Source organism: Nocardia asteroides, from assembly GCA_019930625.1.
Taxonomy (GTDB): domain Bacteria; phylum Actinomycetota; class Actinomycetes; order Mycobacteriales; family Mycobacteriaceae; genus Nocardia; species Nocardia sputi.
This window is the reverse complement of sequence record CP082844.1, coordinates 1,208,552-1,233,055: the sequence shown is the minus strand read 5'-3', so window position 1 is coordinate 1,233,055 and position 24,504 is coordinate 1,208,552. Positions and strand designations below refer to the sequence as shown.

Annotated in this window: 25 protein-coding genes; 17 read left to right on the top strand and 8 right to left on the bottom strand. The window is 65.8% G+C overall.

Going from position 1 to position 24,504, the window contains the following annotated elements; translation table 11 throughout:
• Positions 1 to 19: 19 nt before the first annotated feature.
• From K8O92_05665 to ccsB, 3 genes are read left to right on the top strand one after another with little or no spacing between them, the layout of a single operon-like run.
• Positions 20 to 865, top strand: coding sequence for a cytochrome c biogenesis CcdA family protein (locus K8O92_05665; protein UAK33452.1), 846 nt, complete (start codon positions 20 to 22; stop codon positions 863 to 865).
• Positions 862 to 2,628 (top strand): cytochrome c biogenesis protein ResB, encoded by a 1,767-nt coding sequence (locus K8O92_05660; GenBank protein UAK33451.1) that lies wholly within the window; start codon positions 862 to 864, stop codon positions 2,626 to 2,628. Before K8O92_05665 ends, K8O92_05660 begins: the two co-directional genes overlap by 4 nt.
• Before the next feature lie 2 nt (positions 2,629 to 2,630).
• Positions 2,631 to 3,596, top strand: coding sequence for a c-type cytochrome biogenesis protein CcsB (gene ccsB / locus K8O92_05655; protein ID UAK33450.1), 966 nt, complete (start codon positions 2,631 to 2,633; stop codon positions 3,594 to 3,596).
• 35 nt (positions 3,597 to 3,631) lie between these two features.
• Here the strand turns inward: ccsB and K8O92_05650 are convergent, their stop codons facing one another.
• The gene (locus K8O92_05650; protein UAK33449.1) at positions 3,632 to 3,922 is read right to left on the bottom strand and encodes a hypothetical protein; all 291 of its coding nucleotides are present in this window, start codon (positions 3,920 to 3,922) and stop codon (positions 3,632 to 3,634) included.
• Positions 3,923 to 4,640: 718 nt separating this feature from the next.
• On the opposite strand from K8O92_05650, the gene K8O92_05645 reads away from it, so the two are divergent.
• From K8O92_05645 to K8O92_05615, 7 genes are all read left to right on the top strand, one after another.
• A complete protein-coding gene (locus K8O92_05645; GenBank protein UAK33448.1) occupies positions 4,641 to 4,808 on the top strand; it encodes a hypothetical protein in 168 nt (55 codons plus the stop codon).
• A 1-nt stretch (position 4,809) separates the two neighbouring features.
• Positions 4,810 to 5,625: a protein phosphatase 2C domain-containing protein gene (locus K8O92_05640; protein UAK33447.1), complete on the top strand. Its 816-nt coding sequence runs from the start codon at positions 4,810 to 4,812 to the stop codon at positions 5,623 to 5,625.
• Positions 5,626 to 7,052: 1,427 nt separating this feature from the next.
• A complete protein-coding gene (locus K8O92_05635) occupies positions 7,053 to 8,042 on the top strand; it encodes an RNA-directed DNA polymerase (GenBank protein UAK33446.1) in 990 nt (329 codons plus the stop codon).
• A gap of 520 nt (positions 8,043 to 8,562) precedes the next feature.
• On the top strand, positions 8,563 to 8,784 hold the full coding sequence (locus K8O92_05630) for a hypothetical protein (protein ID UAK33445.1): 222 nt from the start codon (positions 8,563 to 8,565) through the stop codon (positions 8,782 to 8,784).
• Positions 8,781 to 9,518 carry a hypothetical protein gene (locus K8O92_05625; GenBank protein UAK33444.1) on the top strand — a complete coding sequence of 246 codons (738 nt, stop codon included), beginning with the start codon at positions 8,781 to 8,783 and terminating at the stop codon, positions 9,516 to 9,518. The genes K8O92_05630 and K8O92_05625 overlap by 4 nt, the downstream gene beginning before the upstream one ends.
• Positions 9,519 to 9,973: 455 nt before the next feature.
• Complete coding sequence (locus tag K8O92_05620; protein ID UAK35458.1) at positions 9,974 to 10,585, top strand: Uma2 family endonuclease; 612 nt, start codon at positions 9,974 to 9,976, stop codon at positions 10,583 to 10,585.
• A gap of 61 nt (positions 10,586 to 10,646) precedes the next feature.
• Positions 10,647 to 11,744 carry a GNAT family N-acetyltransferase gene (locus tag K8O92_05615; protein UAK33443.1) on the top strand — a complete coding sequence of 366 codons (1,098 nt, stop codon included), beginning with the start codon at positions 10,647 to 10,649 and terminating at the stop codon, positions 11,742 to 11,744.
• Between the two features lie 309 nt (positions 11,745 to 12,053).
• Here K8O92_05615 and K8O92_05610 read toward each other — a convergent pair whose 3' ends face one another.
• Positions 12,054 to 12,656, bottom strand: a complete 603-nt coding sequence (locus K8O92_05610) for a hypothetical protein (GenBank protein UAK35457.1) — start codon at positions 12,654 to 12,656, stop codon at positions 12,054 to 12,056.
• Positions 12,657 to 13,013: 357 nt separating this feature from the next.
• Between K8O92_05610 and K8O92_05605 the strand changes: the two genes are divergently transcribed.
• On the top strand, positions 13,014 to 13,622 hold the full coding sequence (locus K8O92_05605) for a hypothetical protein (protein UAK33442.1): 609 nt from the start codon (positions 13,014 to 13,016) through the stop codon (positions 13,620 to 13,622).
• 311 nt (positions 13,623 to 13,933) lie between these two features.
• On the opposite strand, the gene K8O92_05600 is transcribed toward K8O92_05605, so the two are convergent.
• Both K8O92_05600 and K8O92_05595 read right to left on the bottom strand, forming a co-directional pair.
• Positions 13,934 to 14,140, bottom strand: a complete 207-nt coding sequence (locus K8O92_05600; GenBank protein UAK33441.1) for a hypothetical protein — start codon at positions 14,138 to 14,140, stop codon at positions 13,934 to 13,936.
• 117 nt (positions 14,141 to 14,257) lie between these two features.
• Positions 14,258 to 14,467: a BldC family transcriptional regulator gene (locus tag K8O92_05595; GenBank protein UAK33440.1), complete on the bottom strand. Its 210-nt coding sequence runs from the start codon at positions 14,465 to 14,467 to the stop codon at positions 14,258 to 14,260.
• A gap of 177 nt (positions 14,468 to 14,644) precedes the next feature.
• Here K8O92_05595 and K8O92_05590 point away from each other — a divergent pair, with 177 nt between their 5' ends.
• The 5 genes from K8O92_05590 to K8O92_05570 all read left to right on the top strand — a co-directional run bounded on the left by K8O92_05590 (position 14,645) and on the right by K8O92_05570 (position 17,481).
• Complete coding sequence (locus K8O92_05590) at positions 14,645 to 15,013, top strand: DUF4229 domain-containing protein (protein ID UAK33439.1); 369 nt, start codon at positions 14,645 to 14,647, stop codon at positions 15,011 to 15,013.
• Positions 15,010 to 16,095 carry a PLP-dependent cysteine synthase family protein gene (locus K8O92_05585; protein ID UAK33438.1) on the top strand — a complete coding sequence of 362 codons (1,086 nt, stop codon included), beginning with the start codon at positions 15,010 to 15,012 and terminating at the stop codon, positions 16,093 to 16,095. The genes K8O92_05590 and K8O92_05585 overlap by 4 nt, the downstream gene beginning before the upstream one ends.
• A gap of 125 nt (positions 16,096 to 16,220) precedes the next feature.
• Positions 16,221 to 16,442 carry a helix-turn-helix domain-containing protein gene (locus tag K8O92_05580; protein UAK33437.1) on the top strand — a complete coding sequence of 74 codons (222 nt, stop codon included), beginning with the start codon at positions 16,221 to 16,223 and terminating at the stop codon, positions 16,440 to 16,442.
• Positions 16,442 to 17,023 carry a Clp protease gene (locus tag K8O92_05575; GenBank protein UAK33436.1) on the top strand — a complete coding sequence of 194 codons (582 nt, stop codon included), beginning with the start codon at positions 16,442 to 16,444 and terminating at the stop codon, positions 17,021 to 17,023. Before K8O92_05580 ends, K8O92_05575 begins: the two co-directional genes overlap by 1 nt.
• 74 nt (positions 17,024 to 17,097) lie before the next feature.
• Positions 17,098 to 17,481 carry a phage holin family protein gene (locus K8O92_05570; GenBank protein ID UAK33435.1) on the top strand — a complete coding sequence of 128 codons (384 nt, stop codon included), beginning with the start codon at positions 17,098 to 17,100 and terminating at the stop codon, positions 17,479 to 17,481.
• 12 nt (positions 17,482 to 17,493) lie between these two features.
• On the opposite strand, the gene K8O92_05565 is transcribed toward K8O92_05570, so the two are convergent.
• Together K8O92_05565 and K8O92_05560 are read right to left on the bottom strand one after the other, a co-directional pair.
• Positions 17,494 to 18,363 (bottom strand): 1,4-dihydroxy-2-naphthoate polyprenyltransferase, encoded by an 870-nt coding sequence (locus K8O92_05565; protein ID UAK33434.1) that lies wholly within the window; start codon positions 18,361 to 18,363, stop codon positions 17,494 to 17,496.
• A 95-nt stretch (positions 18,364 to 18,458) separates the two neighbouring features.
• The gene (locus tag K8O92_05560) at positions 18,459 to 18,923 is read right to left on the bottom strand and encodes an SRPBCC family protein (GenBank protein ID UAK33433.1); all 465 of its coding nucleotides are present in this window, start codon (positions 18,921 to 18,923) and stop codon (positions 18,459 to 18,461) included.
• Positions 18,924 to 19,012: 89 nt separating this feature from the next.
• On the opposite strand from K8O92_05560, the gene K8O92_05555 reads away from it, so the two are divergent.
• On the top strand, positions 19,013 to 22,402 hold the full coding sequence (locus tag K8O92_05555) for a winged helix-turn-helix domain-containing protein (GenBank protein ID UAK33432.1): 3,390 nt from the start codon (positions 19,013 to 19,015) through the stop codon (positions 22,400 to 22,402).
• Positions 22,403 to 22,508: 106 nt separating this feature from the next.
• On the opposite strand, the gene K8O92_05550 is transcribed toward K8O92_05555, so the two are convergent.
• Both K8O92_05550 and K8O92_05545 read right to left on the bottom strand, forming a co-directional pair.
• A complete protein-coding gene (locus K8O92_05550) occupies positions 22,509 to 23,345 on the bottom strand; it encodes an ABC transporter permease (protein ID UAK35456.1) in 837 nt (278 codons plus the stop codon).
• A 140-nt stretch (positions 23,346 to 23,485) separates the two neighbouring features.
• Complete coding sequence (locus tag K8O92_05545; GenBank protein ID UAK33431.1) at positions 23,486 to 24,478, bottom strand: ATP-binding cassette domain-containing protein; 993 nt, start codon at positions 24,476 to 24,478, stop codon at positions 23,486 to 23,488.
• Between the last annotated feature and the right edge of the window lie 26 nt (positions 24,479 to 24,504).

Sequence of the window (24,504 nt, the reverse complement as noted above, 5' to 3'; positions counted from 1 at the left end):
CCCGTGCCGGGGAGGACCTGTGACGGTGCTCGCCGGAGTCGGTGATTCGTTCCAGCAGACGGCGGCCTCCGGGCCGCTGCTGCTGGCGCTCGGCGCGTGCCTGCTCGCGGGTCTGGTGTCGTTCGCCTCGCCGTGTGTGGTTCCCCTCGTGCCGGGGTACCTGTCCTACCTGGCCGGCCTGGTCGGTGCGGAAGCGCCGCCCGCCACGGTCGCGCAGGCGGCCGGGACCCGCGCGGCCGGACCGGGTTCGGCGGCCGTCGCGCAGCCCCTTCGCTCGGGACGGATGCGGGTCGCCGGTGCGGCCGGTTTGTTCGTCGCCGGTTTCACCGTGGTCTTCGTGCTCGCCACCGCGACCGTTTTCGGCGTCATCCAGACCTTGAACGTGAATCGGGAACTGCTGCAACGCATCGGTGGCGTGGTGACGATCCTGATGGGCTTGGTCTTCATAGGTCTGGTGCCCGCGTTGCAGCGTGACACGCGGATGGAGCCGCGCAGGCTCACCAGCATCATGGGCGCGCCGCTGCTGGGCGGGGTGTTCGCGCTGGGTTGGACGCCGTGTCTGGGCCCCACGCTGTCGGGCGTCATGGCGGTGGCCGCGGGCACCGACGGCACGACGGCCGTGCGCGGGGTGGCCCTCATCGTCGCCTACTGTCTCGGCCTCGGTCTGCCGTTCGTGGTGCTCGCGTTCGGGTCGGCGAGCGCGTTGCGGGGGGTCGGCTGGTTGCGTCGTAATTCCCGCACCATCCAGATCATCGGGGGCATGCTGCTCGTCGCGGTCGGTGTCGCACTGGTCACCGGCGCGTGGGACCAGTTCGTCGCCTGGGTGCGCGACGCGTTCGTCTCCGAGGTGACCTTGCCGATATGACCGTGACCGGCCAGCCGACGAGCGAAACTCCCGTACGCCCACCGCACCGATCCCCGGCCGGAAGGGCGTGGGCGTTCCTGCGCAACACCTGGCGCGGACTCACCAGCATGCGCACCGCCTTGGTGCTGCTGTTCCTGCTGGCCTTGGCCGCGATCCCCGGTGCGCTGCTGCCGCAGCGGAACCTCAACGAGCAGAAGGTCGAGCAGTACATCGCCGACCGGCCCACGCTCGGCCCGTGGATGGACCGGTTCGAGCTGTTCGACGTGTTCTCCAGTTTCTGGTTCACCGCCGTCTACGTATTGCTGTTCATCTCGCTCGTCGGTTGCATCTTGCCGCGTACGCTCGACCACTACCGCGCTCTGCGCACACCACCGGTGCGGGCGCCGCGCAACCTGACCAGGCTGCCGCACCATCACTCGGAACGCGTCGAGCAGTCGCCCCGGGAACTCGTCGACCACGCCCGCGCCCAGCTGCGCGGCTGGCGCACCGAGGTCCGCCCCGGTCCCCGCGAGGGCGAACTGGCGCTGTCGGCGGAGAAGGGCTACTCCCGCGAGCTCGGCAACCTGGTGTTCCATCTCGCGCTGGTCGGGCTGCTGGTCGCCATCGCGGTGGGCAAGCTGTTCGGGTGCGAGGGCAGCGTCATCGTGCTGGCGAACAACGGCCCTGGCTTCTGCACCACCTCGCCCGCGGTGTTCGACTCCTTCAAAGCGGGCAACGTCAACGACGGCACCGGCATGACCCCGATCTGCGTACGGGTGAAGGATTTCAAGGCCGATTACCTGACCAACGGGCAAGCCGAGATGTTCACGGCCAACCTCGCCTACCAGGCGGGCGAGGACCTGCGGACGCACACCTGGCGCGACACCCGGGTGCAGGTCAACCATCCGTTGCGCGTCGCGGGCGACCGGCTCTACCTGCAGGGGCACGGTTACGCACCGACTTTCACCGTCACCTTCCCCAACGGCCAGACCCGCACCGAGTCCATCCAGTGGCGTCCCGACGACGCCTCGACGTTCCTGTCCAGCGGCGTGCTGCGGATCGACCCGCCCGGTGGCATGTATGCCACCGACGAGGAGCGCCGGAAGAACCAGATCGCGATCGAGGGGCTGTTCGCGCCCACCGCGATGTTCCACGGGTCACTGCTGACCTCGGCGTTCCCCGCGATGAACGATCCGGCCGTCGCGGTCGACATCTATCGCGGTGACACCGGCCTGGACACCGGGAAGCCGCAGTCGTTGTTCGCCCTGGACCCCGAACAGGTCAAACAGGGCCGGCTGACCAAGGAGGCCAGGGTCAATCTGCGTCCTGGCGAGTCGACCACACTGCCGAACGGCACCAAGGTCAGCTTCGACGGTGCGCACGAGTTCGTGAATATCCAGGTCTCGCACGACCCCGCTCAGCAGTGGGTGCTGGTGAGCGCGCTGTTGATGATGGCGGGCCTGCTGGCTTCACTGCTGATCAAACGCAGGCGGATCTGGGTGCGGGTCTATCCGGCCGAGGACCCAGCCGGTACCGTTGGTCAACGACGCACTGTAGTAGAAATGGGCGGGCTCGCCAGGACCGACCAGGCGGGCTGGGGCGGCGAGTTCGACCGGCTGCGCGCCCGCCTGCTCGACACGGGCGCCGAGACCACTGTGGCGCGGGGCGCCGAGACCACTGTGGCGCGGGGCGCCGAGACCACTGTGGCGCGGGGCGCCGAGACCACTGTGGCGCGGGGCGCCGAGACCACTGTGGCGCGGGGCGCCGAGACCACGGGAGAGTGAACATGCCGATCGACGAGACCATCGCCAGGTACAGCGATTTCGCCTTCAAGACGGCGATCGTGGTGTACGCGCTGGTGCTGGTGCTGCTGATCTGGCAGTACGCGACGGCGCGCAGCCGCCAGGTCGCCGAGCGCGAGCTGGTGACGGTGGGCGGCGGATCGATACCGCAGGGGCCGGGCCGAATCACCGAGCCCGCGCGGCGGCCGCTGTCGGAGCGGCTGGGCAACATGGCGTTCTCGGTGCTGATGGTCGCCATCGCCCTGCACGTGGGCGCGATCGCGTTGCGCGGCTTCTCGACCCACCGTTTCCCGCTGGGCAACATGTACGAGTTCGTCACGATGGCGACCGCCGCCGCCGTTGTGGTGGGTCTGGTGTTCCTGCGCGATCAGCGCTACCGCGGTATCTGGGCTTTCGTGCTGGTGCCGGTGCTGCTCCTGCTGTTCCTCGCGGGCACCGTGCTCTACGCCGACGCCGCGCCCGTGGTGCCCGCCCTGCGGTCGTTCTGGCTGCCGCTGCACGTCACCATCGTCGCCATCGGCAGCGGCGTGTTCCTGTTCGCGGGCGTGGCGAGCATGCTCTTCCTGTACCGCCTGCGCCAGCCCCAGGGCCAGGAGTCGAACAACATTCTGGGCGCGATCGCCCGCCGCCTGCCCGACGCCCGCACCCTGGACCGGCTGGCCTACAAAACCACCATCATCGGCTTCCCGCTGTTCGGCGCGGGTGTCATCCTGGGCGCCATCTGGGCCGAGGCCGCTTGGGGCCGCTTCTGGGGCTGGGACCCGAAGGAAACCTGCTCCTTCATCGCCTGGGTCCTCTACGCCGCCTACTTGCACGCCCGCGCCACCTCCGGCTGGCGCGACACCAAGGCCGCCTGGATCAACATCGCCGCCTTCGTCGCCATGCTGTTCAACCTGTTCATTATCAACATGGTGATCAGCGGGCTGCATTCGTATGCGGGGTTGAACTGATAGGGCTTGACCAGCGCTTTCGTGCGTTTAGTGCGCTACTCGGCATGGTCGCTCGCGGCGTCGGTACGCAGTGAGTACGCAGTAGTGCCGAGTCTGTCCTTGAGTACGCCGCCGACCGCTGCCCGCGTCGTCTCGTCGGCATCCGGCCACAGGTGGGCGTAGTAGCGCAAGGTGGTCACCACGCTGCCGTGTCGGACACGAGCCTGCACGGTCTTGATGTCGGCGCCCTGGCGGATCAGGAGCGAGGCGTAGTGCGGTGAGGAACCGGCCGTCGTGGATGCAGTGCCGCAGGTCTTGGAAGCTGAAGCCGTCAGGGAGACCAGCAATCTGCTCCTTCACTCCGCGCAGGTTCCAGCCGATCACCCATGGTGACGCCGCGTTGCCCAGCTCGTCGCACACCACGTGCTCTCCGCTGTACTCCTGCGTCGATTCCTTCAACAGCTGAACGAGTTCGGCAGGGATTGGCACCGGTGTGTCGCTGGCCCTTTGTCTTCAGTGGCCGGTCCGGCCATTGGCGTTGCGGATAGACGACGCCGTGGTCATGTGCGGGTTGCGATTCTCCTCGGCGCTTTCGTCGGACTACGGATCTCGGAGGCGGCAGGGCTCCGCGTCGAAGACATCGACTTCGCGGCTCTGTGTCGATCGGGATACCGCGCAGGTACGGGGTGGAGGAAGGACGCGAACGCCCCTTCTTCGACGCGGTCGATATGGTTTCGCAAACGACGGTCGAAGGCATCCTGAACCGCCTGGTCGATCGCATCGTCTCAGCAAGCGATCGAGCCCACGGCCGAGACGGTGCCGGAGGGGGACGCAGTCGTAATTTGTGGTCCGAAGTCCGCGCCTGTAGCGCGGACATTACTTGCCGCCGATCCCGTTTTGAGCTTTGTGCAGGATGGCGGCGGTCGATGGTGGATCAGGGGCGACACAGACGCCGGCCACCTCTGGTTCGACTCTCCATATCGTCGCGTTGACCCCATCCGGTCGGACGTCGGCTACTTCGCCCGGCATGTGTCGCGGACGAGGGTGATCGTTCACGTTGCGGGAGTGACCAGCGTGGGATCGCTCGGCGTCATCCACTGGTTGGACCAGAATCTACCGATGCTCTTCTCGGGCAACGAGAACAACTCGGTGAGCGGAGTCGTCCAATGCGAGTTCGATGACCAGTTCGCGATCGAGTCCAGCCGTCTCGTCGCTGGCCCCTACGTCTGGTGAGATGATGGCCGCACCGCGCATATGCACAGCGGAGTCGGATGAGGATCACCTGTTCGTAACCCGGTCCGGTGTTGTAGTCCTCGACGGCGCAACCTCGCATCGATCCGTAAATGGGCCAACAGGTGGGCAGTACGCCGAGAAACTCGGCAACGCCCTCGCGGAGGCTCTTGACCGGGAAAGCGAGCTGACACCGCTCGTAACGATTCTCGAAGGTGCGATCGATCGGACCATCGCGGCGCTGCGGCTCGAGCGAGGCGTCCGAGAGGCTCCCTCCTGCACGGTGGCACTGGTCCGCACTCGCCCTAGTGACCGGCTTGACCTGTTGCTTCTGGGGGATTCGACTATCGCTGTGGGCAACTCGGATGGAACCACGGAGTTCATCACCGACGCCAGACTTCAAGTGCTCGGCCTTCCGGAGGTTGATCAGTACAAGTCACGGTTGCTGAGCGGCGCTGGCTACGACGAGGCCCATCGGAAGATCTTGGCGGAGTTACAGCGCGCCCAGCAGCGTCGACGCAATCGACCTGGGGGGTACTGGATTGCATCGACCGACCCCACCGCGGCTCGGCATGCCGTCACTGCGACCAGGGCGACGAGGGCTACGGACTGGTTAGTCCTGGCGACTGACGGCGCAGCCGATTGCATCGAAGCCGTCGGTGCCCGCTGGCCGGATCTTGCCGCCGCTGACAACGCCGAGCTTGCGGAGCTCCTGTTCCGATGCCACATGTGGGAAGCCGAAGTGGATCCGAATGGCGTTGAACGCCCGGGGGCAAAACGCCACGACGACAAGACAGTCGCCGTGGTGCGATTGAGCTGATGACAGCGCTCGGCTGTTCCCCCTGAACCTTCCCCTGGCCCTTCCTCCGAAGGCATTTTGAGCACGGATCGGTGATTGCTCAAGGGTGGCCGCCAGGCTATCGGCGAAGCCGACGCGACGTAGGAGCGCCCTTGAACGATCGCCGGGCCGGGCTCAGGCTATCCGGCCGAGGAAGGGCTTCTCTCGTGTTTACGGGTCTCTGTGACCGGCAGACCGGATGCCGTTCTTGGGTGATTCGGGGTGTCAAAACCCTGTCACTTTCCCGGCAAAAAGCGTCACATCTTGTGACGTCGTTTGCCACGGTGCCCACTCACCCCAACCGTCCGCTGAGCTGGGGAAAGGGCGGGATTTCTGCTCACTCCCCACCCCCACCCCCACCCCAGTACGACATCTCATACCCACTTCGTGTGCACGAGATGTCGTACTGGGGTGGGGGTGGGGAGTAATCAGAAATCAAAAGATCAGAAAGGGAGGGATGGGATGGTGGTTGAGAGAAGGAGAAGTGGTTGCGGTGGGTGGGCATCGGCGGTTTGCGGGTGGGTTGCGATGTGAGACGGCCGCCGGTTGGTGGCGTCGTGTGCGGAGGTATCTATCTACTGCACGCGGCTGGTGTGACTCGATTCGGCTGCCAGGTGGGTGAGTGGGTGTGGGGGTGTCGGGTTGAAATGGTGAAGCGCAGCAGGTGAATGAGAACCGTCGAGAAATGTATTCGTCTGCCCCCATCGGAATAGTGGACATCACATTACTGTCGCTTACTGACGGTCGGAGACATACAAGTGAGGGTGCAGTACCCATATGCAAAAGAGTCGATGGGATCATCGAGACTGCACTATAGTCGAAGACTCAAAGCGTGGAGTGTGCTATCCATCTGAGAGGGATTTGAGAGACTAATGGCAAAAATCGGCGGTTTGCGATTCCGCTCACCGACATCGACACAAGTACATGCTAGCCTGCTGCGCCATAATTACTTTCCAGCTATGGGAAAACGTCGCGACGAAGTTCCGCCATCTCTAGATTCGACAGCGCTAACTGTAAACATAGCTCGCGATTTGATATCACACTGCGCAACTGGAAGAAACGTACGGAACGACTTTGACGCAGTATTTTATGAAGCCACCAGGTTCAATTTGGTAGCCAGGCAGCTCGCCATACCACATCCTCTGCCTTACGTGCGTCTGGTTGGCACAATCGCTCAAAATTGGTCGTCATTGAAATTCCTGGCCCGAAATAGCTTCAGTCAATTTCGCCCTGCTAACCATGGTGATGGGCGCTTATTTGCAATGAACTACGGACGTCAACAATCGCAGAATAATTTATATTAGCGATGGATACGCTTCGGGGCCGAGTATCGAGTTTCGGCCGATGTGGCAAACTTCTACCCGGGATTTTATACACACTCGATACCATGGGCACTCGTCGGACATCAGGTGGCCAAACAGAACCGGCAGTCACAGATCTGGTACAACGAGCTGGATAAGCGGTTCCGCGACTGTAGTCGTGGGGAGACGTTGGGACTTCATGTAGGCCCCGGCACTTCCGCCCTGGGGGCTGAAATAGTCTTGAGTGCTGTCGATGACGACTTGAAGTCATTGGGCTACAAGTACATTCGTTTTGTAGACGACTATGAATTCTATGCCAGAAGTCGAGAAGAAGCTGAAGCGTTCATACTTGATCTTTCAAAGGCGTTATCATCCTTCGGGTTGAAACTCAACGGAAGGAAGACGCAGGTTGAGCCCCTCCCTCTTCCTGACAAGCCTGACTGGATGCGTACTCTCATACCGCAGATTCCGCGGCCTACTCATTTTTCTCGATTGGAACCATATCTTGAGGAGGCGCTTGAGCTGGCTAAATCATCACCCGATGGCAGTGTCCTAAAATTCGCAATTGACGCAGTATTGCGAGCGAAAGATATCGACAATCGTGCAGATGAGATACTTCCTTGCTTGTTTACAATCTGCTTTCACAACCCGGGTTTGCTTCCGGAGGTCAGTCACATATTCGATATCAGCAATGCAAATGGTGTGGAGTATACTGACGAATTAAATACGCTTCTGAAAAGACATGCTCGATTTAGGCGATCGGACGGCATGTCGTGGGTGCTTCATATTATGCGAGCAGAAGGAGTAAGAATAGAAAAGTCAGCAATTCAGGCCGTGGTTGATTCGGCGGACTGTATCCCTATTCTGCTATTGCATCACCTTGGGCAGGGTAGCTCCGTGGCCGCCGTCGAGAGTTACGCGAAAGGGCTTCTGGCGAAATCTTTAATCGGGTACGACATTGATAGAAAATGGATACTATTCTACGAACTGTTCCGAGCAGGAGTAATTCCCAATCCCTATGTTAACGATCCGCAAGGCGGGGCAGCCAAAACAGCGTTCGATTTGCTAGTGCAGCATAGCGTGAGCTTCCTAAGGTAACGTAACTGCTTCTTAAGATTCTTGGCACTGGTCGCCGTACTTGCCGATTGCGGCGCGGCGCGCCGTGCGCGGCCTGCGGCCGCGTGCCCCTGGGTGGTGGCGCCTGCATTGTGTTCCCGCGCCCCTCCAACCTCAAGGGCGCTTCGCGTCGGCTGCGCCGATGGCCTGCGGCCACCCTTGACCTTGGAGCCTCTACGCGAGAAGAGCAGGCGCTAAGGGGCAGGCCGGTGGCCTGCCCGGGATGGAGGCGCAAGCGCCGCCACCCAGGGGCAGAAGAACTGCAGGCTGGGCGAGCGGGTGTGCACGGAGCGAGTAGGCAGGGTCTTCACAGCGGTACGAGACGGCGGCGACCTGACAAGGGCTGCGCCGGGCGTGCGACACGCGCACCGCTGGCCTACCGTGCGGCGGGGCCACCGAGTTTGGGGGAGAATCCCACTTCGTGGCCTATTTGTCACATGGGGCGCCTACCCTGTAACCATAGGGGTACCTCCGTTGGAGCGTGCGAGAAGGAGGTAGGACTATGACTGCGGTAATGCCAGCAGCAGCCGGGCGGGTACGTGTGCTAACTCTGGACGAGGTGCGTGCAGAGCTGGTCCGACTCACCCGTGAAGTTGAGCGGCGGAACTGTAGCCTTGCCGAGTTCAAGGAACGAGGCGAGCGCTGGGACCTCGACTCTGACGATCGCGCACTACTAGCCGAGATCCTGAGCTTGGAGTACTTCCTCGCGCGCGATGCGCGTTGATCGAGCTTGAACATCAGGCGCAGGAGTTCGCAGAGCAGCTGACGGAGACGGTGCAGTTCGTAGCGGGGCCGGAAACCCCCGGATTCGCTGCGACGGCAGTTCCGGAACTGAACATGTTCCGAGTCGCGCAAGTGCCTGAATCTGGCGTCGTGCTTTGCGACGAGACCGGCCCGCTTCTACGCCTGACGGTCGAGTACATGTGCACATGGGACGGCTACGAGCGGTACCTGGCTGTCGATCGGTCCAAGATCCATGTCTTCGTCGAGCCCAATGGCCGCCAACCTCTGTTCCGCTACGAGTTCGACCGGAGGACGACTGACGCCCTGCCCTCGGCGCACATTCACTTCCATGGTGAGCACAGCGAGCTGGAGGCGGCCATGCGTGCGTGTGGTGAAAGCACCGCACGGGCGAAGCGCCGGCGCCGAGGGAAAACGAAGTCGCTGCTGACCGACCTGCATTTTCCTGTCGGTGGGACTCGTTTCCGGCCCTGCTTGGAGGACGTCATGCAGATGGTGATCGAAGAGTTTGGGATCACCCCGCAGGGAGGGCCGGTTGCTACAACGTACCGCCAACTCGCAGAGCGTCGAGAGCATTGGCGACGTCTTCAAATCGCGACGTCAGTGCGTGATGCGCCAGCTACGGCGGCCCGGGTCTTAAGAGAGCTGGGGTACGAGGTGATCCCGCCGATTGCGGGTGACAAACCTGACAAGGTCGACAAGTTGCGAGCGATCTAAAGGGCTCTCGGAGCCTCTGAGCTGCTGAAATGCTGACCTTGCAATGTCGGCGCGATTACGCTCGCTGTCGAGTCGAGTAGCACGATGAGCGTAATCGCACCGAGTCGGATTTCGTGTGATTGGCGGTGGCGTGTCGCGGGCAGCCTGCCGCCTCTGGCACGGGACACGGCCTCTTCACTCCATGGAGGAGATGCGAGTACGCACCGGGTACGCAGCGCAGTCCATCAGCGCCGACTGACACCAACGCCAGCATCGTATCTACCAGCCTGTTTGTGTTGCGACCAGTACTCGCCAGCGCCAGCAAACGCCGAGAAGGGTGTTCATCATCAACATGGTGATCAGCGGGCTGCACTCGTACGCCGGACTGAACTGAGGCCGGCGGTACTCCTCGCACCTGGCATTACCATTGCGGCATGTCGGTGCCACACATCGAGCGGCCGGACCTTCCAGAGTCGATGACGTGGGAGGAATTGGAGCGACTCCCCGAGGAGATCGCGCAGCAGATCGAGTTGTGGGACGGTCATGTGGTCTGGTTGCGCCGCGGCCCGGCCGAGCATCAGACTTTCTCCAACCGGCTCTGGGCCACGCTGGAACGCTGTGCACGAAAAATCATGTCGGAGAATCCCGAACAGTGCTGGCGTGTCACCACCGAGACGAACGTCTTTTTGGGTCGCACGGGCAAGTCCGACTTCCTGACACCGGATTTCCTGGTCCACCGTTGTCTCGGAGCCCCCTATCAGGACGTGCGCGGCAGCGACGTCATCCTGGTCGGCGAAGTCTTGTCGCCCGGCAACACGCAGACCGACGTAGAAGCCAAGAAGGGACGCTACGCCGGCGCCGGGATCCCGTGGTATTGGGAGGTGACACTGGCCCGTGAGAGCAGCGTCATCGCCACCGTTCGCGCTTACGGCCTCGATATCGGCCACGCTCAGCTCCCGGACGGGGTCCACCCGCTCCGCACCGCCAACTACATCCTCGCCGCCGAGTGGTCCCACCAGAACCCGGATGGCATCGAGTTCGATTTCCCGTTCCCGATCAGCATCCCGTGGACCGAACTCGAATACTGACGGGTCGGCATCGCGGCCGAAACCATTGGCGGTCGTGATCCCGCTCGGTGATCATCGTGTGATGCGGGAGAACTGGGGTACGGCCGGGGAACGTCGAGTGCCGGAATTGACCGCGGCGGCAGGGGAGTTGGTGCTCCGACGGTGGTCGATGTCTTCTGCGGATTCCGAGTTGGTGCGGGAAGCGGCCGACGACGATCTGATCCCGTTGATCACCAGCGTGCCGTCGGTTTACTCCGCCGAGGAGGCGACGAGGTTCATCGAGCGTCAGTGGGAGCGGGTCTCGAGCGGGAGCGGGTACCCCTTCGTGATCGAGCGAGCTGTGGACGGTAAGCCGCTCGGCAGTATCGGAGTGTGGGTGAGAGATCTCCGGGAGGGCCGAGCGTCGATCGGCTACTGGTTGGTGAGGTCCGCTCGGGGACAGGGCATTGCCGCGCACGCACTGCGGACAGTTACCGCCTGGTCGTTCGAGCAGCTCTGCGCTCCCCGGTTGCAGCTCTACGTGGAACCGTGGAACACGGCGTCCGTCCGGACCGACGAGCGGGCGGGCTTCCGGCGCGAAGGGCTCCTGCGTGGGTGGCAGCAAGTCGGCGAAAGCCGTCGCGACATGTACATGTACGCGCGGCTGGCGCCGACCGGATCGAAGAGTCCGCGATCGCTGTGTGGCGCGCCGATCGTCCGTGCTGCGATACCGGCGGACGTCGACGGGATCGTCCAATTGCGCGTCGCGGTCGCGGCGGAGGGCAAATGGATCGGTGCCGAGGCGCCGTTCGATACGGAAGACGCTGCCCGCCACGTGCGATCGAATCTCGGCGATGATGGCTGCGGTGTCTTCGTGGCGGAGATCGACGGAAGCCTCGCGGGCACGGCGACGGTTTACTTCACCACGCCTGGCGTCACAGTTTTCGCCATGATGGTCGCGACGGGTCGACGAGGATGTGGAATCGGAACGGCGCTGCTCGACCGAGTCATCGGTTGGTCCCGGGACCAGGGTGCTCACAAGGTGACTCTGCAGGTATGGCCACACAATCAGCCCGCGATGGCGCTGTACGACCGGGCCGGTTTCGAAGTCGAAGGCGTGTTGCGAGGGCATTACCGACGCCGCGGGGGCGAGCTGTGGGATGCGGTGCTCATGGGTCTGCCACTCGACGACGCAGTCTGATGGGTGCATGCCCGAAGCGCTACTCACCGAAATAGTCGGTTTATTGAATCGTTTGCGCCAGAAATCTGGATGAAAACGTTTTCACAATGTGGGCGGAAATTGCGCGAGTCCGACTTCGGTCTCTGAGGTCAGTGACCAAGGGTCGCAAAGCGCGAGTTGGCAACACACGAAATATCAACTGCCCGAACCAATAACGCTTCGGGGCCCACTGTCCAATGGGACACGAGACTTCGCATGTCTATTGATAAGACCGCGCACGTGGCCGGGTTGCGGAGGCGGCAGCGTGCTACGACGGCCGCGGCGGACGTTCTAGAGCCGTGCCACGCACACGACGAAATGGCGCTGCTGGTAGACGATTCCGCTGTCGGCCGAGCCGCAGGCGTTGACGTCGACGGTGTTCTGTTTGATGTCGATCACCTGGACGGCGCCCGGTGCGGGTGTGGCGCAGTCCAGTCGCTTGGGGTTGTCCGGGGTCAGTTCCATGCACCCGCCGACCACCCAGTCGATGTCCAGGCAAAGCGCGGCCTGCGCGGCGCCGTGCAGGGTTTCGTGGTAGGTGCGGTCGGCGTCGGTGGGACACGCGGCGTTCGCCGGCGCCTTCTCGATGACCTTGTAAGTGGAGTTGGCACTGCCACAGGCGGTTTTGTCGATCCCGCCCGCGCCGCCGAGGTGCACGCAGTCGCCGATGTTCACCTGCAGGCTCGTGGCGCTCTTGTTCGACGCGCCGCGCATCGCCGACGTGGTCGGCGGCGCCTCCGTGCTGGTCGGCAGCGGCTCCTCGGTGGTGGGCGGCGGCGCCGATGTAGTCGGCGCCGAGGCGGTCTGGGCGGCGTTGGCCGGCTCCTCGGCGGGGCCGGTCATCGAGACGGCGGCGAAGACCACGAGGGCGGCCGCCAACCCGGTCCCGACCATGAAGGCGGCCAGGGTGATACCGGCACGGACACGTTGGCGCGACACGTCACGTCCTCCAGAGCTGTAAACCCTTCGAACCCACCTAGCGACCCGAAGTTGTGAATCTTGCGGATTGAAGACCACGCCATGCATACACTACGCGGCACGTCCGCGTCGAGTTTTCCTTCCCATAACCAGTGATCCGCCCCGGGAATCCACCTGCGTGGCCTCATCGTTGGCGAAGTGATCACAATCCGATAACGAACGATCACGATTGCGTGTGCCGACAGCCAGATCTGGAAACAAGTCACGGGCGCTGTACAGTCACACGCCATCCGGCCTCCGGAGCCGGGTGTCTCGGTGAGAAGGAATTCCACAATGAAGTTCGGCACTATTGCCGCCATAACGCTCGGTGCGGTTGCCGCACTGGGCATCACCGCGGGGGCCGCGAACGCGCAACCCGTAGAGCCAGATCGAGAGATCGCGACAACCGGTGTCGAGGAGGGCGTCGACTACCGCACCACGGTTTCCCGCGAGACGGGAGCCATCACCACCGCCGTCGAGCACGGCACCTTCGCCGTGGTGGACGACGGCACCAAGATCAAGCTGACCTCCGACACCGGAGCCGTGGTGGCCGAAGTGCCGCTGAGCTTCGAGGTTTCCGGCAGCAAGCTGTCGGTCGCGCACGAAATCAGCGACAGCGGACGGCGGCTCGCGCTCACCCCGGTGGCGGGCGCCAAGGAGATCGGCGAGATGCAGCCGATCAGCTCGATGAACCGGCTCATCGCCGAACTGAACAAGAACGTCGTGGGCGTGGTCGCGGGCGCGCTGCTCGGCGGCCTGCTCGGAGCCCTGATCGGTCTGGGCTTCTTCAGCATCATCACCGGCCCGATCGGCTTGGTCGTCGGCGCGGTCGCGGGCGGAGCCATCCAGGGTGGGCAGCCGTTCACCGACGCGCTGATGGCGGTCGTCAACGGAGAACCCTGATCGGTGACGCACGGATCGGGGTGGGGCAGGCGCACCGCAGCGCGCCTGCCCCACCCGGACCGGGTTGTCGCCGATCGCCGTACCGCCCGGCGCGGGGAACGAGCTCGCCCCCGGCCGGACGGCGCCACGGCTGATGTACTGAGCAAGGACCTGCCCCACCCGGACCGGGTTGTCGCCGATCGCCGTACCGCCCGGCGCGGGGAACGAGCTCGCCCCCGGCCGGACGGCGCCACGGCTGATGTACTGAGCAAGGAAACGCGCGAACGCCGAATACCGCTGGGCGCGTGCTATCGCGCGGGTCGTGCCGAAGATCAGCGCTCGGCGGAACCGGACTCGCCGTCGCGGTGCTGGCGAGATAGTCGCCAGAGGAACTCCGGGTCGTCGTCGGGTCCGATTACGCGCTTGCGCTGTGGTGAACGCGTTTGCGGGGCAGTGGGTCCAGTCCGCTCGGGGCCGAACGCCTTCCAGCACAACACCGCTATCGCCACCACCGCGATGAGTGCCAACAGGTACGTCACGTCGCTCACCTCCTGCTTACGAGGGTAGCCGCGGACGTGACCGCTGCACACCGCAGACGCGAAAATGAGTTGTGGGCGAGCGCGGACCCGAGCACGACGAGTCCGCGCGCCCTGCGATCAGCGTGCCGTCGCCTCCGTGGTCAGCGACTTGAGCAGCTGGAGTACTTCCGATTCGCGAAACCGGCGATGTCCGCCCGGTGTGCGCAGTGACCCGAGGCGCCCGGCATGAGCCCAGCGCGTCACGGTCTTGGGGTCGACGTGGAACAGGGCAGCAACCTGGCCCGGAGTCAGCAGGGTGTCCTGGCCGCCGACGGTGATCGCAGTCATAGCAAACCTCTCCGTTCTCGACAGTTCCCTCATCAGATGGCGCCATCGTCGCACCGAAACCCCTAGGTACTCGAACCACCTACAGTTGGTAAAGGGGAGGTAATAGACAAATCGGATGTGCGCCCACCCTCGGCTATGGGCGTGCACCGGGGGCGGGCAACAGCTTCGCATAGGCTGATGGATGTGCGTGACGCAACTCCACGAAAAGGTGCTTCCGGACAGCAAACTGCTGGCGCAGGTCGCAGGCTGGCCCGCAATCTAGCCCTCTACACGGTCGCCCGCCTGGGTCTCGTGGTAGTGCTCACCGCGGTGATCATGCTGGCCGCGCGGCTGGTGTCGGTGGACATCCCCGTGGTGGTCGCGGCCCTGTTCGCGCTGATCATCGCGATGCCGCTGTCACTGACCCTGTTCAAGCGGCTGCGGGCCAAGGTCAACGAGGACATCGCCCTGGTCGACGAGCGCAGGCGCCGCGACAAGGCCGAGCTGCGGGCGCGGTTACGCGGCGACGAGCCACGCGATCCGCCGGAGGCGGGGACGTCTTCGTGAAGTCCTGTGGTCGCACCGCCCCGCGCGACTGGGTCGACAACGCGGTGCGGCTGATCGACGCCGATGCCCAGCGCAGCGCGGATACCCACCTGCTGCGCTACCCCCTGCCCGTCGAGTGGAACGTCCAGCTGTACCTCAAGGACGAGTCCACCCACATCACCGGCAGCCTCAAGCACCGCCTGGCCCGCTCGCTGTTCCTGTACGCGATCTGCAACGGCTGGGTCACCGAGGGAACGACCGTGGTGGAGGCGTCCTCCGGTTCGACCGCGATCAGCGAGGCCTATTTCGCGAAGCTGCTCGGCTTGGATTTCGTCGCGGTGATGCCGGCGAGCACCTCGCCGCAGAAGATCGCGTTGATCGAGGCGCAGGGCGGTCGTTGCCATTTCGTGCGCCGCCCGCCGGACATGTACACCGAGGCGGCGCGGTTGGCGGCCGAATGCGGCGGTCACTACATGGACCAGTTCACCCACGCCGAGCGCGCCACCGACTGGCGCGGCAACAACAACATCGCCGAATCGATCTTCCAGCAGATGGCATTGGAGGCTTATCCGGTGCCGGAATGGATCGTTGTCGGCGCGGGCACGGGCGGAACCAGCGCCACGATCGGTCGCTATATCCGGTATCGCAGGCACGCGACGAAGCTGGCCGTGGTCGATCCGGAGAACTCCGCCTTCTACGGCGGTTACGAAACGGGTGACTCGGCTTACCAGACCGGAATGCCCTCCCGGATCGAGGGCATCGGCCGTCCGCGGGTGGAGCCGTCGTTCGTCGGACAAGTGGTCGACCGCATGTTCGAGGTGCCCGACGCGGCGTCCATCGCGACGGCGAGGTTCGCGAGCGCGCGCCTCGGCCGCCGGGTGGGTGGATCGACCGGGACCAACCTGTGGGGCGTATTCGCGCTGATCGCGGAGATGATCTCCGAAGGGTGCGGTGGCAGTGTGGTCACTCTGCTGTGCGACGGCGGGGATCGCTATGCCGGAACCTATTTCGATGACGCGTGGGTCGCGTCCCAGGGGCTGGATCTCGCGGAGCCCACCGCCGTCTTGGAGAAGTTCTTCGCGACCGGAGTCTGGGACGACTGAGCGGTTCCCGCCTCGCGCGGGGCGCGGCCTCCGGATGTTCGCCGAAAGTGGAATCGAGCGCTGCCACGTCGCCGATCGTCAATTTTTGTTGACACCGTGCGCTCTCGTCAATCAAAATTGACGTCATGACCGAAGCAACCACTCTGGCGGCCGCCGCGGGCAGCCCCGATCCCAAGGTCGGGCTGCGCGCGGTACTCGCGCTACGCAGGCTGCTCGAACGTCTCGAAGCGATCCAGGTGGCCAATGCCCGTGCTCAGGGCTGGTCCTGGCAGGCCATCGCGGAGGCGCTCGAGGTCAGCAAGCAGGCGGTCCACCAGAAGTACAACCGGAGAGACAGGAGCCGCTGATGTTCGAACGATTCACCAGGTCGGCACGCACGGCGATCGTGGTCGCGCAGGAGGACGCGCGCGCATTGCGCGCATCGAATATCGATGTGGAGCACGTGCTGCTCGGGTTGCTCGCGCAGGGCGAGCCGGAGCTCACGGCGTTGCTCGCCGACGCGGGGCTCACCCATGAAGGCGTCATCCGCACGCTGTCGGACCAGGGCAAGGGCGACCCGCTCGGCGCGGAAGACGCCGAGGCGCTGCGATCCATCGGCATCGATCTCGACGCCGTGCGGGATTCGCTGGAAGCTCATTTCGGCGAAGACGCACTGGAGCGTGCGGCGCCCGAGCCGCGGCGCGGGCTGTTCGGCTGGGGCCGCGCCGGGGACTACCGGCACATCCCGTTCACCAGAGACGCGAAGAAGGTGCTCGAACTCGCCCTGCGCGAGGCGCTCGCCCGCAAGGACAAGACGATCGAATCCGGGCACGTCCTGCTCGGCATCCTGCGGGCGCCCAACCCGACCACCCAGCGGCTGTTCGGGGGAGCCGACGCGGTCCACGCCTTGCGCCCCGAAGTGCACGCCCTGCTCGACCGTGCGGCGTGAGTGAGCGGACATGCGCTGTGCCGGTTCCCGCTGTCCCACGGCGCATGTCCCCACCCGGGGCCTAGCATTGGCCCATGCAGCTTGTGATTCGGTTGATCATCAACGCGGCGGCCATCTGGCTGGCCGCGTTCTGGGTGGACAACATCGACATTCTCGCCCCCGAAGGCGGCACGGGCGCCAAGATCGCCGTCGTCCTCGCGGTGGCCGCGGTATTCACTGCGGTGAACGCGCTGGTCAAGCCGATCGTGAAGCTGCTGTCGCTGCCGTTGGTGATCGTGACGCTCGGGCTGTTCCTGCTTCTGGTCAACGCGCTCATGTTGTGGCTGACCGCCGAGATCACCGATGCGTTCACCGATTACGGTTTGCGCGTCGAAGGTTTCTGGGCCGCGGTGCTCGGTGGCATCATCGTCTCGATCGTGAACTGGGTGCTCGGCATCCTGGTCCCCGACGGAGACTGATCCTCGGCGCCGCTAACCCAGCCCGACCGCCAGCGCGGTGACCGCCGACCAGACCAGCAGGGCCAGGCCGGAATCCCGCAGGGCGGGGATCAGTTCCAGGCCGCCCTTGCCGCCGCGCACCGGCGCGTTGGCCCGCACGGCGAGCGGCGCCGCGATCAGCGCGAGCAGTGCCCACGGCGTGCGCGCGACCAGCACGAGCGTCGCCAGGAACGGCACCGTGAGCAGCGCGAGATGCAGCGTGCGGGTGCGCGGGTCGCCGAGTTTGACCGCGAGGGTGACCTTCCCGGACTCGGTGTCGGTGGGAATGTCGCGCAAGTTGTTCGCGACGAGCACGGCGCTGGAGAACGCGCCCACCGCGACCGCGAGCAGCGCGCCCACCCAGTCGATCCGGCCCGCCTGCACGAACTGGGTGCCGAGCACCGCCACCAGCCCGAAGAAGACGAACACCGCCACTTCGCCGAATCCGCTGTAGCCGTACGGCTTGCTGCCCCCGGTGTAGAACCAGGCCCCGGCCAGGCAGGCCGCGCCGACGAGCAGCAACCACCACGCGCTGGTGAACACCAGCACCAGACCGAGCGCTGCCCCGATGACGAGACTGACGACCGCGGCGTTCTTCACCGCGGCGGGCGAGGCCAGTTTCTGCCCGACCAGACGCAACGGGCCGACGCGGACGTCATCGGTGCCGCGGATGCCGTCGGAGTAGTCGTTGGCGTAGTTCACGCCGATGATCAGCGCCAGCGAAACGAGCAGCGCCAGAATCGCTTTCCACCACACCGCACCGTCGACCGACGCCGCGGCGCCCGTCCCGGCGAGCACCGGGGCGATCGCGTTCGGCAAAGTACGGGGTCGCGCGCCCTCGATCCATTGCGCTGCAGTAGCCATGTCCGCAGCATAATGGGCGCAGTCGGACGCAGTCCGTCCTCAGCCCGCGCACGGCCGGAGCGAAGGCGCAGGTACGCCTGGTGCGCGCGGGTCGATCAGGTCGTTTCGTCCGTCACAGCCTGCTGCAACCGCGCCAGTCCCTTCTCGAAATCCCGGCCGACGAATTTGTCCATCGGGATGAGCTTGCCGATCCAGCCCATGAGGCCGGTCTGCTGGCCGGTCATCCGCCAGGTCACTTCGGTGCCGGTCTCGACCGGGTCCAGGGTGAAGGTCACCATATTGGTGGCCTTCATCGGTTTCAGGAACTCCAGGCGCACCGCGATCTCCCGGTCGGCGCTGCCGATGATCTCCATGCTGCCCGCCCCCGCTTTGCGGTTGCCGCTCCAGGCGTACTTCGCGCCGACGCCGGATTCCGCGCCGGAGTAGCTGCGCTGGAGCTGCGGGTCGAGGTCCTCCCATGGCGACCATCTGACCCATTCGTGGAAATCGTCGATCAGCCCGTGCACGCGCGCGGGATCGGCCGTGATGACAGCCGATCGGACCACCTCGAACTCAGCCATGGGGGTCACCCTATGCGAGACGGCGTTCGCATCAGCGGCAAAGAATTCGTGTCGGCCGGTCCGGCCTGCTCGCCTACGATGACCGCGGGATGTTTCCGGAGCACAGCGGCCCGCACGGCCACAGTCGAGCAGTGATGCCGCCCGCAGGCGAATCGGTCGTGGTGGCCTTGCTGGGCGAGGTGGCGCTGCGTCGTGACGGTGCGCTGACGCCGTTGCCCGGCGCGCGCTCCCGGCTCCTGCTCACCGCCCTCGCGCTGCGGCCAGGACGCAGCCGCGGTGCGCACGCCCTGATCGAGGAGGTCTGGGGGGAACAGCCCCCGCGATCGCCGATGAACGCGCTGCATACCCAGGTCTCCCGGTTGCGCTCGGCGCTGCCGGAAGGCGCGCTGGAAATCGGCCCGGCGGGCTACCGCTTGACGCTCGGCGCCGAACAAATCGACTTGTCCTCGGTAGGCGAGCGACTGGCACGGGCGCGCGGGCGCCGCGCCGCGGGTGACCTTCCCGGGTGTCTGGCGGAGATCGAGCGGGCACGGGCGCTGTGGCGCGGCGACCCCGGCGCCGATCTGCCGCCGGGCGATCTCGCCGAAGACCTGCGTGCCGCCGCCGAGCAGCGCCTCGCCGAACTCGACGAGCTCGAACTCACCGCACGCGAGGACGGCGGCGACCTCGACGGCGCGTTGAGCTTGGCCCGTGTGCGCGCCGCCGCCGACCCGTTCCACGAGCCCGCGCAGCAGACCTTGATGCGGCTGCTCGCCGCTGCGGGACGGGCCAACGAGGCGCTGGAATCGTTCGCGGCATTCCGCTCCCGGCTGGCGGAGGAACTCGGCACCGATCCCGGACCGGCGCTCGCCGAGATGCACACCGCGATCCTGCGCGGAGAGCCGGTAGCACGCATCGCGCCCCCTCGCTCCGCCGGCGTCGTGACGCCGGCGGCGAACGGCGTTCCCCACAGCGGGTTCGCGGCGGATGCCATCCTTTCGCCCGGTGACTTCGCGCTGGGACCGCAGCATGCGGCGATAGGCCTGCGCGCTGCGCCCAACGCACTGCTCGGCCGGGCCGCCGATCTCACCGCGTTGACCGATCTGCTCCGGGACTGCCGGGTGGTCACCGTGCTCGGCCCCGGCGGTGCCGGAAAGACCAGAGTCGTCAACGAGATCGGTGCGCGGGCGGCGGCCACCCGGTTCGTGGCGCTGGTCGAGCTGGCGTCGGTGCGCGCCGATGACGACGACGCCAGGGTCGAGATCGAGGCGGCGATCGCCGCGGTGCTCGGCCTCAGCGAGGTCACCTTCGACACGGCGACGTTGCGTGCCGGGCAGACCGTCGATATGCGCGGGCGGCTGCGTGACGCGGTGTCGGCGCGCTCGATGCTGCTGATCCTGGACAACTGCGAGCATCTGATCGACGCCGTCGCAGTGGTGGTCGCCGACCTGATCGGCGTCGCGCCCCGGCTGACCGTGCTCACCACGAGCCGTTCGCCGCTGACGATCACCGCCGAGACCGTGTATCCCCTACCGCCGCTGACCATCGACCCGGCGGGTTCACCGGCCACCGAGCTGTTCGCCGCGCGCGCCAGGGCGGTGCGACCGGCGGTCCGGCTGGACCCGGACGTCGTCGCCCAGCTGTGCCGCACCCTCGACGGGCTGCCACTGGCCATCGAGCTGGCCGCCGCCCGAGCGCGCGTGATGAGCGTCGAGGAGATCACCGAGCGGCTCGCCGATCGGTTCGCGCTGCTGCGGCACGGCGATCGCAGCTCGCCCCAACGGCACCGCACCCTGCACGCGGTGATCGACTGGAGCTGGAATCTGCTCGACACCGACCAGCGGGCGGCGCTGCGCCGGTTGTGCCGATTCCCGGCCGGATTCACCGCGGTGGCCGCCGAGGCGGTCGCGGGTGGAACCGACGTGAGCGATGTCGCCGCGGCTATCGACGGCCTGGTCAACCAATCACTGCTCACCGTGCTGGACGACGAGGTACTCGGTACCCGCTACCGCATGCTGGAGACGGTGCGGGAGTTCGGTGAAGAACAGCTGGCTGCCGTCGCGGGCGAGCCGGACCAGGTCGACACCCGAATGATGCGATGGGCCGAGGACTACGCCGAGGACGTGGCGAGCCGGTACCTGACCGGGGATCAGATCCGCCTCGCGCTCTCCGTGGCGGCGGAGTTGGACAACCTGGTCGCTGCCCTGCGCTGCGCGATCGACCGGCAGGACAGCGCGACGGCCTACACGGTGTTTCCCGTCGTCGCGACGCTGTGGGTGATCCGCGGATCGCACCTCGAGGTGGTCGCCTGGGCCGAGCGGGTCATCGAGCTGGAGGCGGTCGACCTCGGCCCCAGGGCACCGCGTCCGGACCTGGTGCTCGTCACCTACGAAATGATGTTCCTGCATCTCGCCTACACCAACAGCGACGCCCGCAGGATGGCCGAGCTGCGCCTGCGCGTGCGCCGACTGCTGCGCAACCCCGCCGAACTCAGCGAGAACAACCGTTTCGTCGGCCGAGTCCTGCTCACCAGGGCTGACGGGCGTGGCCTCGGCAGGTTGCTCGCCGATGCGGCGCGTTCGGCCGATCCGGAGACCAAGGCCACGGCGCTGTTGTTGCGGGCCAACATCAGGGAGAACTTCGGCGATGTGCGCGGCTCCACCCTCGACGCGACCAAGGCGCTGGAGATCCTGGGGGAAGAGAACGTCTGGAGCGTAGCCATGGTGTGCAGGCACCTGGGACAGGCCTGCGGCCAGATCGCCCGGTACGCCGAATCGGTGACCTATTACCGCCGCTCGCTCGACCTGCTGCAAGAGTTCGGGGCCTACGAGGAGATCGTGGAGATCCGCAGCGTGCTGGTGGCTTCACTGGTCGGGATCGGCGAATTGGAGCAGGCCCGACGGGAACTCGACCTCGCCTTCGGCACATCGGATCTGGACTTCTCGGCCGCCGGACAGAATCGACTGCTGTCCACCGTGCTGCAGAGTTCCGCCGAGCTGGCTTTCGCCGTGGGCGACATCGCGGGCGGTCTGGCTCGCTACGAGCGCGCGCTGGAACGGTTCGGCTGGCCGGACAGCGCGCTCGGCCCGGGGCCGGGCGCACTGATGCTCGCCGGGGCCGCACTCGCCGCCCAGGTGCTGCACGGCGCCGTCGGCGCCGCCGCGACGCTGTGCGCTCAACTGGCGCAGCTCACGGTGCCGATGATGGCGCAGTATCAGGACCTTCCGCAGATCGGCACCGTCGCCTGTGCGATCGGCTCGTATCTCATCGCGGTCGACCGTGAGATCGACCGCGGTCTCGAGCTGCTGATGCTGGCTCCGAAGGTGTCCTGCCGCCAGGATTTCCCTTCCCTGCGCTGGGACCGGCACCTGGACGCCGCCGTCGTGAAGCTGGGCTCCGAACGGGTTGACCAGGCGCGTCGCCGCTCGGGTCATTTGGGGAGGAGGGAATCCGCCGCTCGTATCCTGCGAGCGCTACGAGAATTGGACGCCGCCCGCTGACACTCCCGCGGCGCCGTGTCGGCTGAGCGGAATCGCGAGCACGACGGCGGCACGCCGGTGGACTGGTCGTCACCCCCGGCGTGCCGCCGTCTCGCGTGCGCGCGTCTCACGCCCGGCGCATGTACGCCTTGACGGTCAGCGGGGCGAAGATCGCGATGACGACCAGCGACCCGATCAGCGACCACGCCAGGTCGCCGCCGAAGCCGGCGCCGTTCATCAGCCCGCGGCACGCGTTCACCATGTAGTACACCGGGTTGACGTGATTGAGCCCCTGCATCCAGCCCGGCATCGTGCTCACCAAGGCGAAGGCGCCGGACATGAAGGTCAGGGGGAACATGATCATCATCGAGATGCCCTGCACGCCCGCCGCGCTCTTGCCGGTGACCCCGACCAGCGCCCAGATCCAGCTGATCGCGAACGAGCAGGCCACGATGACCAGACCCGCCGCGACGACGCCCAGCACGCCGCCCTCCGGGCGGTAGCCGATCACCAGGCCGACGACGATGGTCAGCACGGTGGCGATGACATAGCGCACCATGTCCGCCAACAGCGCGCCCGCGAGCGCCGAGATACGCGCGATCGGCAGGGATTTGAACCGGTCGAAGACACCTTTGTCCATGTCCTCGCGCAACTGGGTACCGGTGACGACCGACGTGAGCACCACGGTCTGCACCAGGATGCCGGGGACCAGAACCGGCAGGTAGTCCTGCACGCTGCCGCCGATGGCGCCACCGAAGATGTAGGCGAACAAGGCGGTGAACAGGATCGGCTGCACCGTCACGTCGAACAGCTGCTCGGGCTTGTGCTTGATCTTCAACAGGCCGCGGTAGGCCATGGTGAGCGAACTGGTCACCGCTCGACCCAGCGGAACGCGGTTGCTCACTTCGGGAATCGCGGTCGGTGCCGCATGGTGTGCGACGGTGTCGGTCGCGATGACGCTCATGCTGTGTTCGTTGTCGGCATGCGCGGGCCCTTCGTGGTTACGCACGCTGCCGCCTCCGGGCCTGACGCTCATGCTGTGTTCGTTGTCGGCATGCGCGGGCCCTTCGTGGTTACGCACGCTGCCGCCTCCGGGCCTGACGCTCATGCCGCGCTCCTTTCGGACTCGTCGGTGGTGTCTTCGACCGGGTGGCCGGTAATGGTGAGGAAGACCTCGTCCAGGCTGGGCTTGTTCACGGTGATCTCGTCGACGCCGATCTCCCACTCGCGCAGGCGGATCAGCAGGTCAGCGGTGACACCGGCGTCGGTCAGCGGGGCAGTGAGCCGCCCGGCTTCCGGGGTGATCTGCGCCTCGGCGCCGAGGAAGTCGCCGATGATACGGCGCGCTTCCTCCAGCTGCCCGCGATCGACCAGGGTCAAGTGCAGTGAGGAACCACCCACCGAGGCCTTCAGTTCGTCGGCCGTGCCATCGGCGATCACCTTTCCGCGGTCGATCACCGCGATCCGGTCGGCCAGCTGATCGGCCTCGTCCAGATACTGCGTGGTGAGCAGCACCGTCGCCCCGTCGCGAACGAGGCGGCGGATGGTCTCCCACATCTGGGCGCGGGTGCGCGGGTCGAGGCCGGTGGTCGGTTCGTCCAAGAACAGCAGCGGCGGCGTCGCGATCAAGCTGGCCGCCAGGTCGAGCCTGCGCCGCATGCCGCCGGAGAAGTTCCGCAGCGGCTTGTTCGCCGCCTCGGTGAGGTCGAACTCCTCCAGCAGTTCGGTCGCTTTGCGCCGGGCGTCGATTCGGCTCAGGCCGAGCAGGCGGGAGAAGACGATCAGGTTCTCGGTGGCGGTCAGGTCCTCGTCGACCGAGGCGTACTGCCCGGTGACGCCGATGAGCGAGCGGACCGCCGTCGGCTCGGCGACCACGTCACGGCCGAAGATGCGCCCGCTGCCGCCGTCCGGTCGCAACAGGGTCGCGAGCATGCGGATGGTCGTGGTCTTGCCCGCGCCGTTCGGTCCGAGCACGCCGTACACCGAGCCCCGCGGCACCGCCAAGCTCACCCCGTCCACGGCTCGCTGTTCCCCGAACACCTTGACCAGGCCGTCCGCCTCGACGGCGAGCGCTGAAGTTGGTGCGAAAGAAGTCATGCGGACTACTGTGGCCACCTGCGCTT

Bases quoted from the DNA above. Each gene is read 5' to 3' on its own strand.
- K8O92_05660 (UAK33451.1), top strand. From the start codon at position 862: ATGACCGTGACCGGCCAGCCGACGAGCGAAACTCCCGTACGCCCACCG.
- ccsB (UAK33450.1), top strand. From the start codon at position 2,631: ATGCCGATCGACGAGACCATCGCCAGGTACAGCGATTTCGCCTTCAAG.
- K8O92_05640 (UAK33447.1), top strand. From the start codon at position 4,810: ATGATGGCCGCACCGCGCATATGCACAGCGGAGTCGGATGAGGATCAC.
- K8O92_05630 (UAK33445.1), top strand. From the start codon at position 8,563: ATGACTGCGGTAATGCCAGCAGCAGCCGGGCGGGTACGTGTGCTAACT.
- K8O92_05620 (UAK35458.1), top strand. From the start codon at position 9,974: ATGACGTGGGAGGAATTGGAGCGACTCCCCGAGGAGATCGCGCAGCAG.
- K8O92_05615 (UAK33443.1), top strand. From the start codon at position 10,647: ATGCGGGAGAACTGGGGTACGGCCGGGGAACGTCGAGTGCCGGAATTG.
- K8O92_05610 (UAK35457.1), bottom strand. From the start codon at position 12,656: ATGGTCGGGACCGGGTTGGCGGCCGCCCTCGTGGTCTTCGCCGCCGTC.
- K8O92_05605 (UAK33442.1), top strand. From the start codon at position 13,014: ATGAAGTTCGGCACTATTGCCGCCATAACGCTCGGTGCGGTTGCCGCA.
- K8O92_05595 (UAK33440.1), bottom strand. From the start codon at position 14,467: ATGACTGCGATCACCGTCGGCGGCCAGGACACCCTGCTGACTCCGGGC.
- K8O92_05590 (UAK33439.1), top strand. From the start codon at position 14,645: ATGGATGTGCGTGACGCAACTCCACGAAAAGGTGCTTCCGGACAGCAA.
- K8O92_05580 (UAK33437.1), top strand. From the start codon at position 16,221: ATGACCGAAGCAACCACTCTGGCGGCCGCCGCGGGCAGCCCCGATCCC.
- K8O92_05575 (UAK33436.1), top strand. From the start codon at position 16,442: ATGTTCGAACGATTCACCAGGTCGGCACGCACGGCGATCGTGGTCGCG.
- K8O92_05570 (UAK33435.1), top strand. From the start codon at position 17,098: ATGCAGCTTGTGATTCGGTTGATCATCAACGCGGCGGCCATCTGGCTG.
- K8O92_05565 (UAK33434.1), bottom strand. From the start codon at position 18,363: ATGGCTACTGCAGCGCAATGGATCGAGGGCGCGCGACCCCGTACTTTG.
- K8O92_05560 (UAK33433.1), bottom strand. From the start codon at position 18,923: ATGGCTGAGTTCGAGGTGGTCCGATCGGCTGTCATCACGGCCGATCCC.
- K8O92_05555 (UAK33432.1), top strand. From the start codon at position 19,013: ATGTTTCCGGAGCACAGCGGCCCGCACGGCCACAGTCGAGCAGTGATG.
- K8O92_05550 (UAK35456.1), bottom strand. From the start codon at position 23,345: ATGAGCGTCATCGCGACCGACACCGTCGCACACCATGCGGCACCGACC.
- K8O92_05545 (UAK33431.1), bottom strand. From the start codon at position 24,478: ATGACTTCTTTCGCACCAACTTCAGCGCTCGCCGTCGAGGCGGACGGC.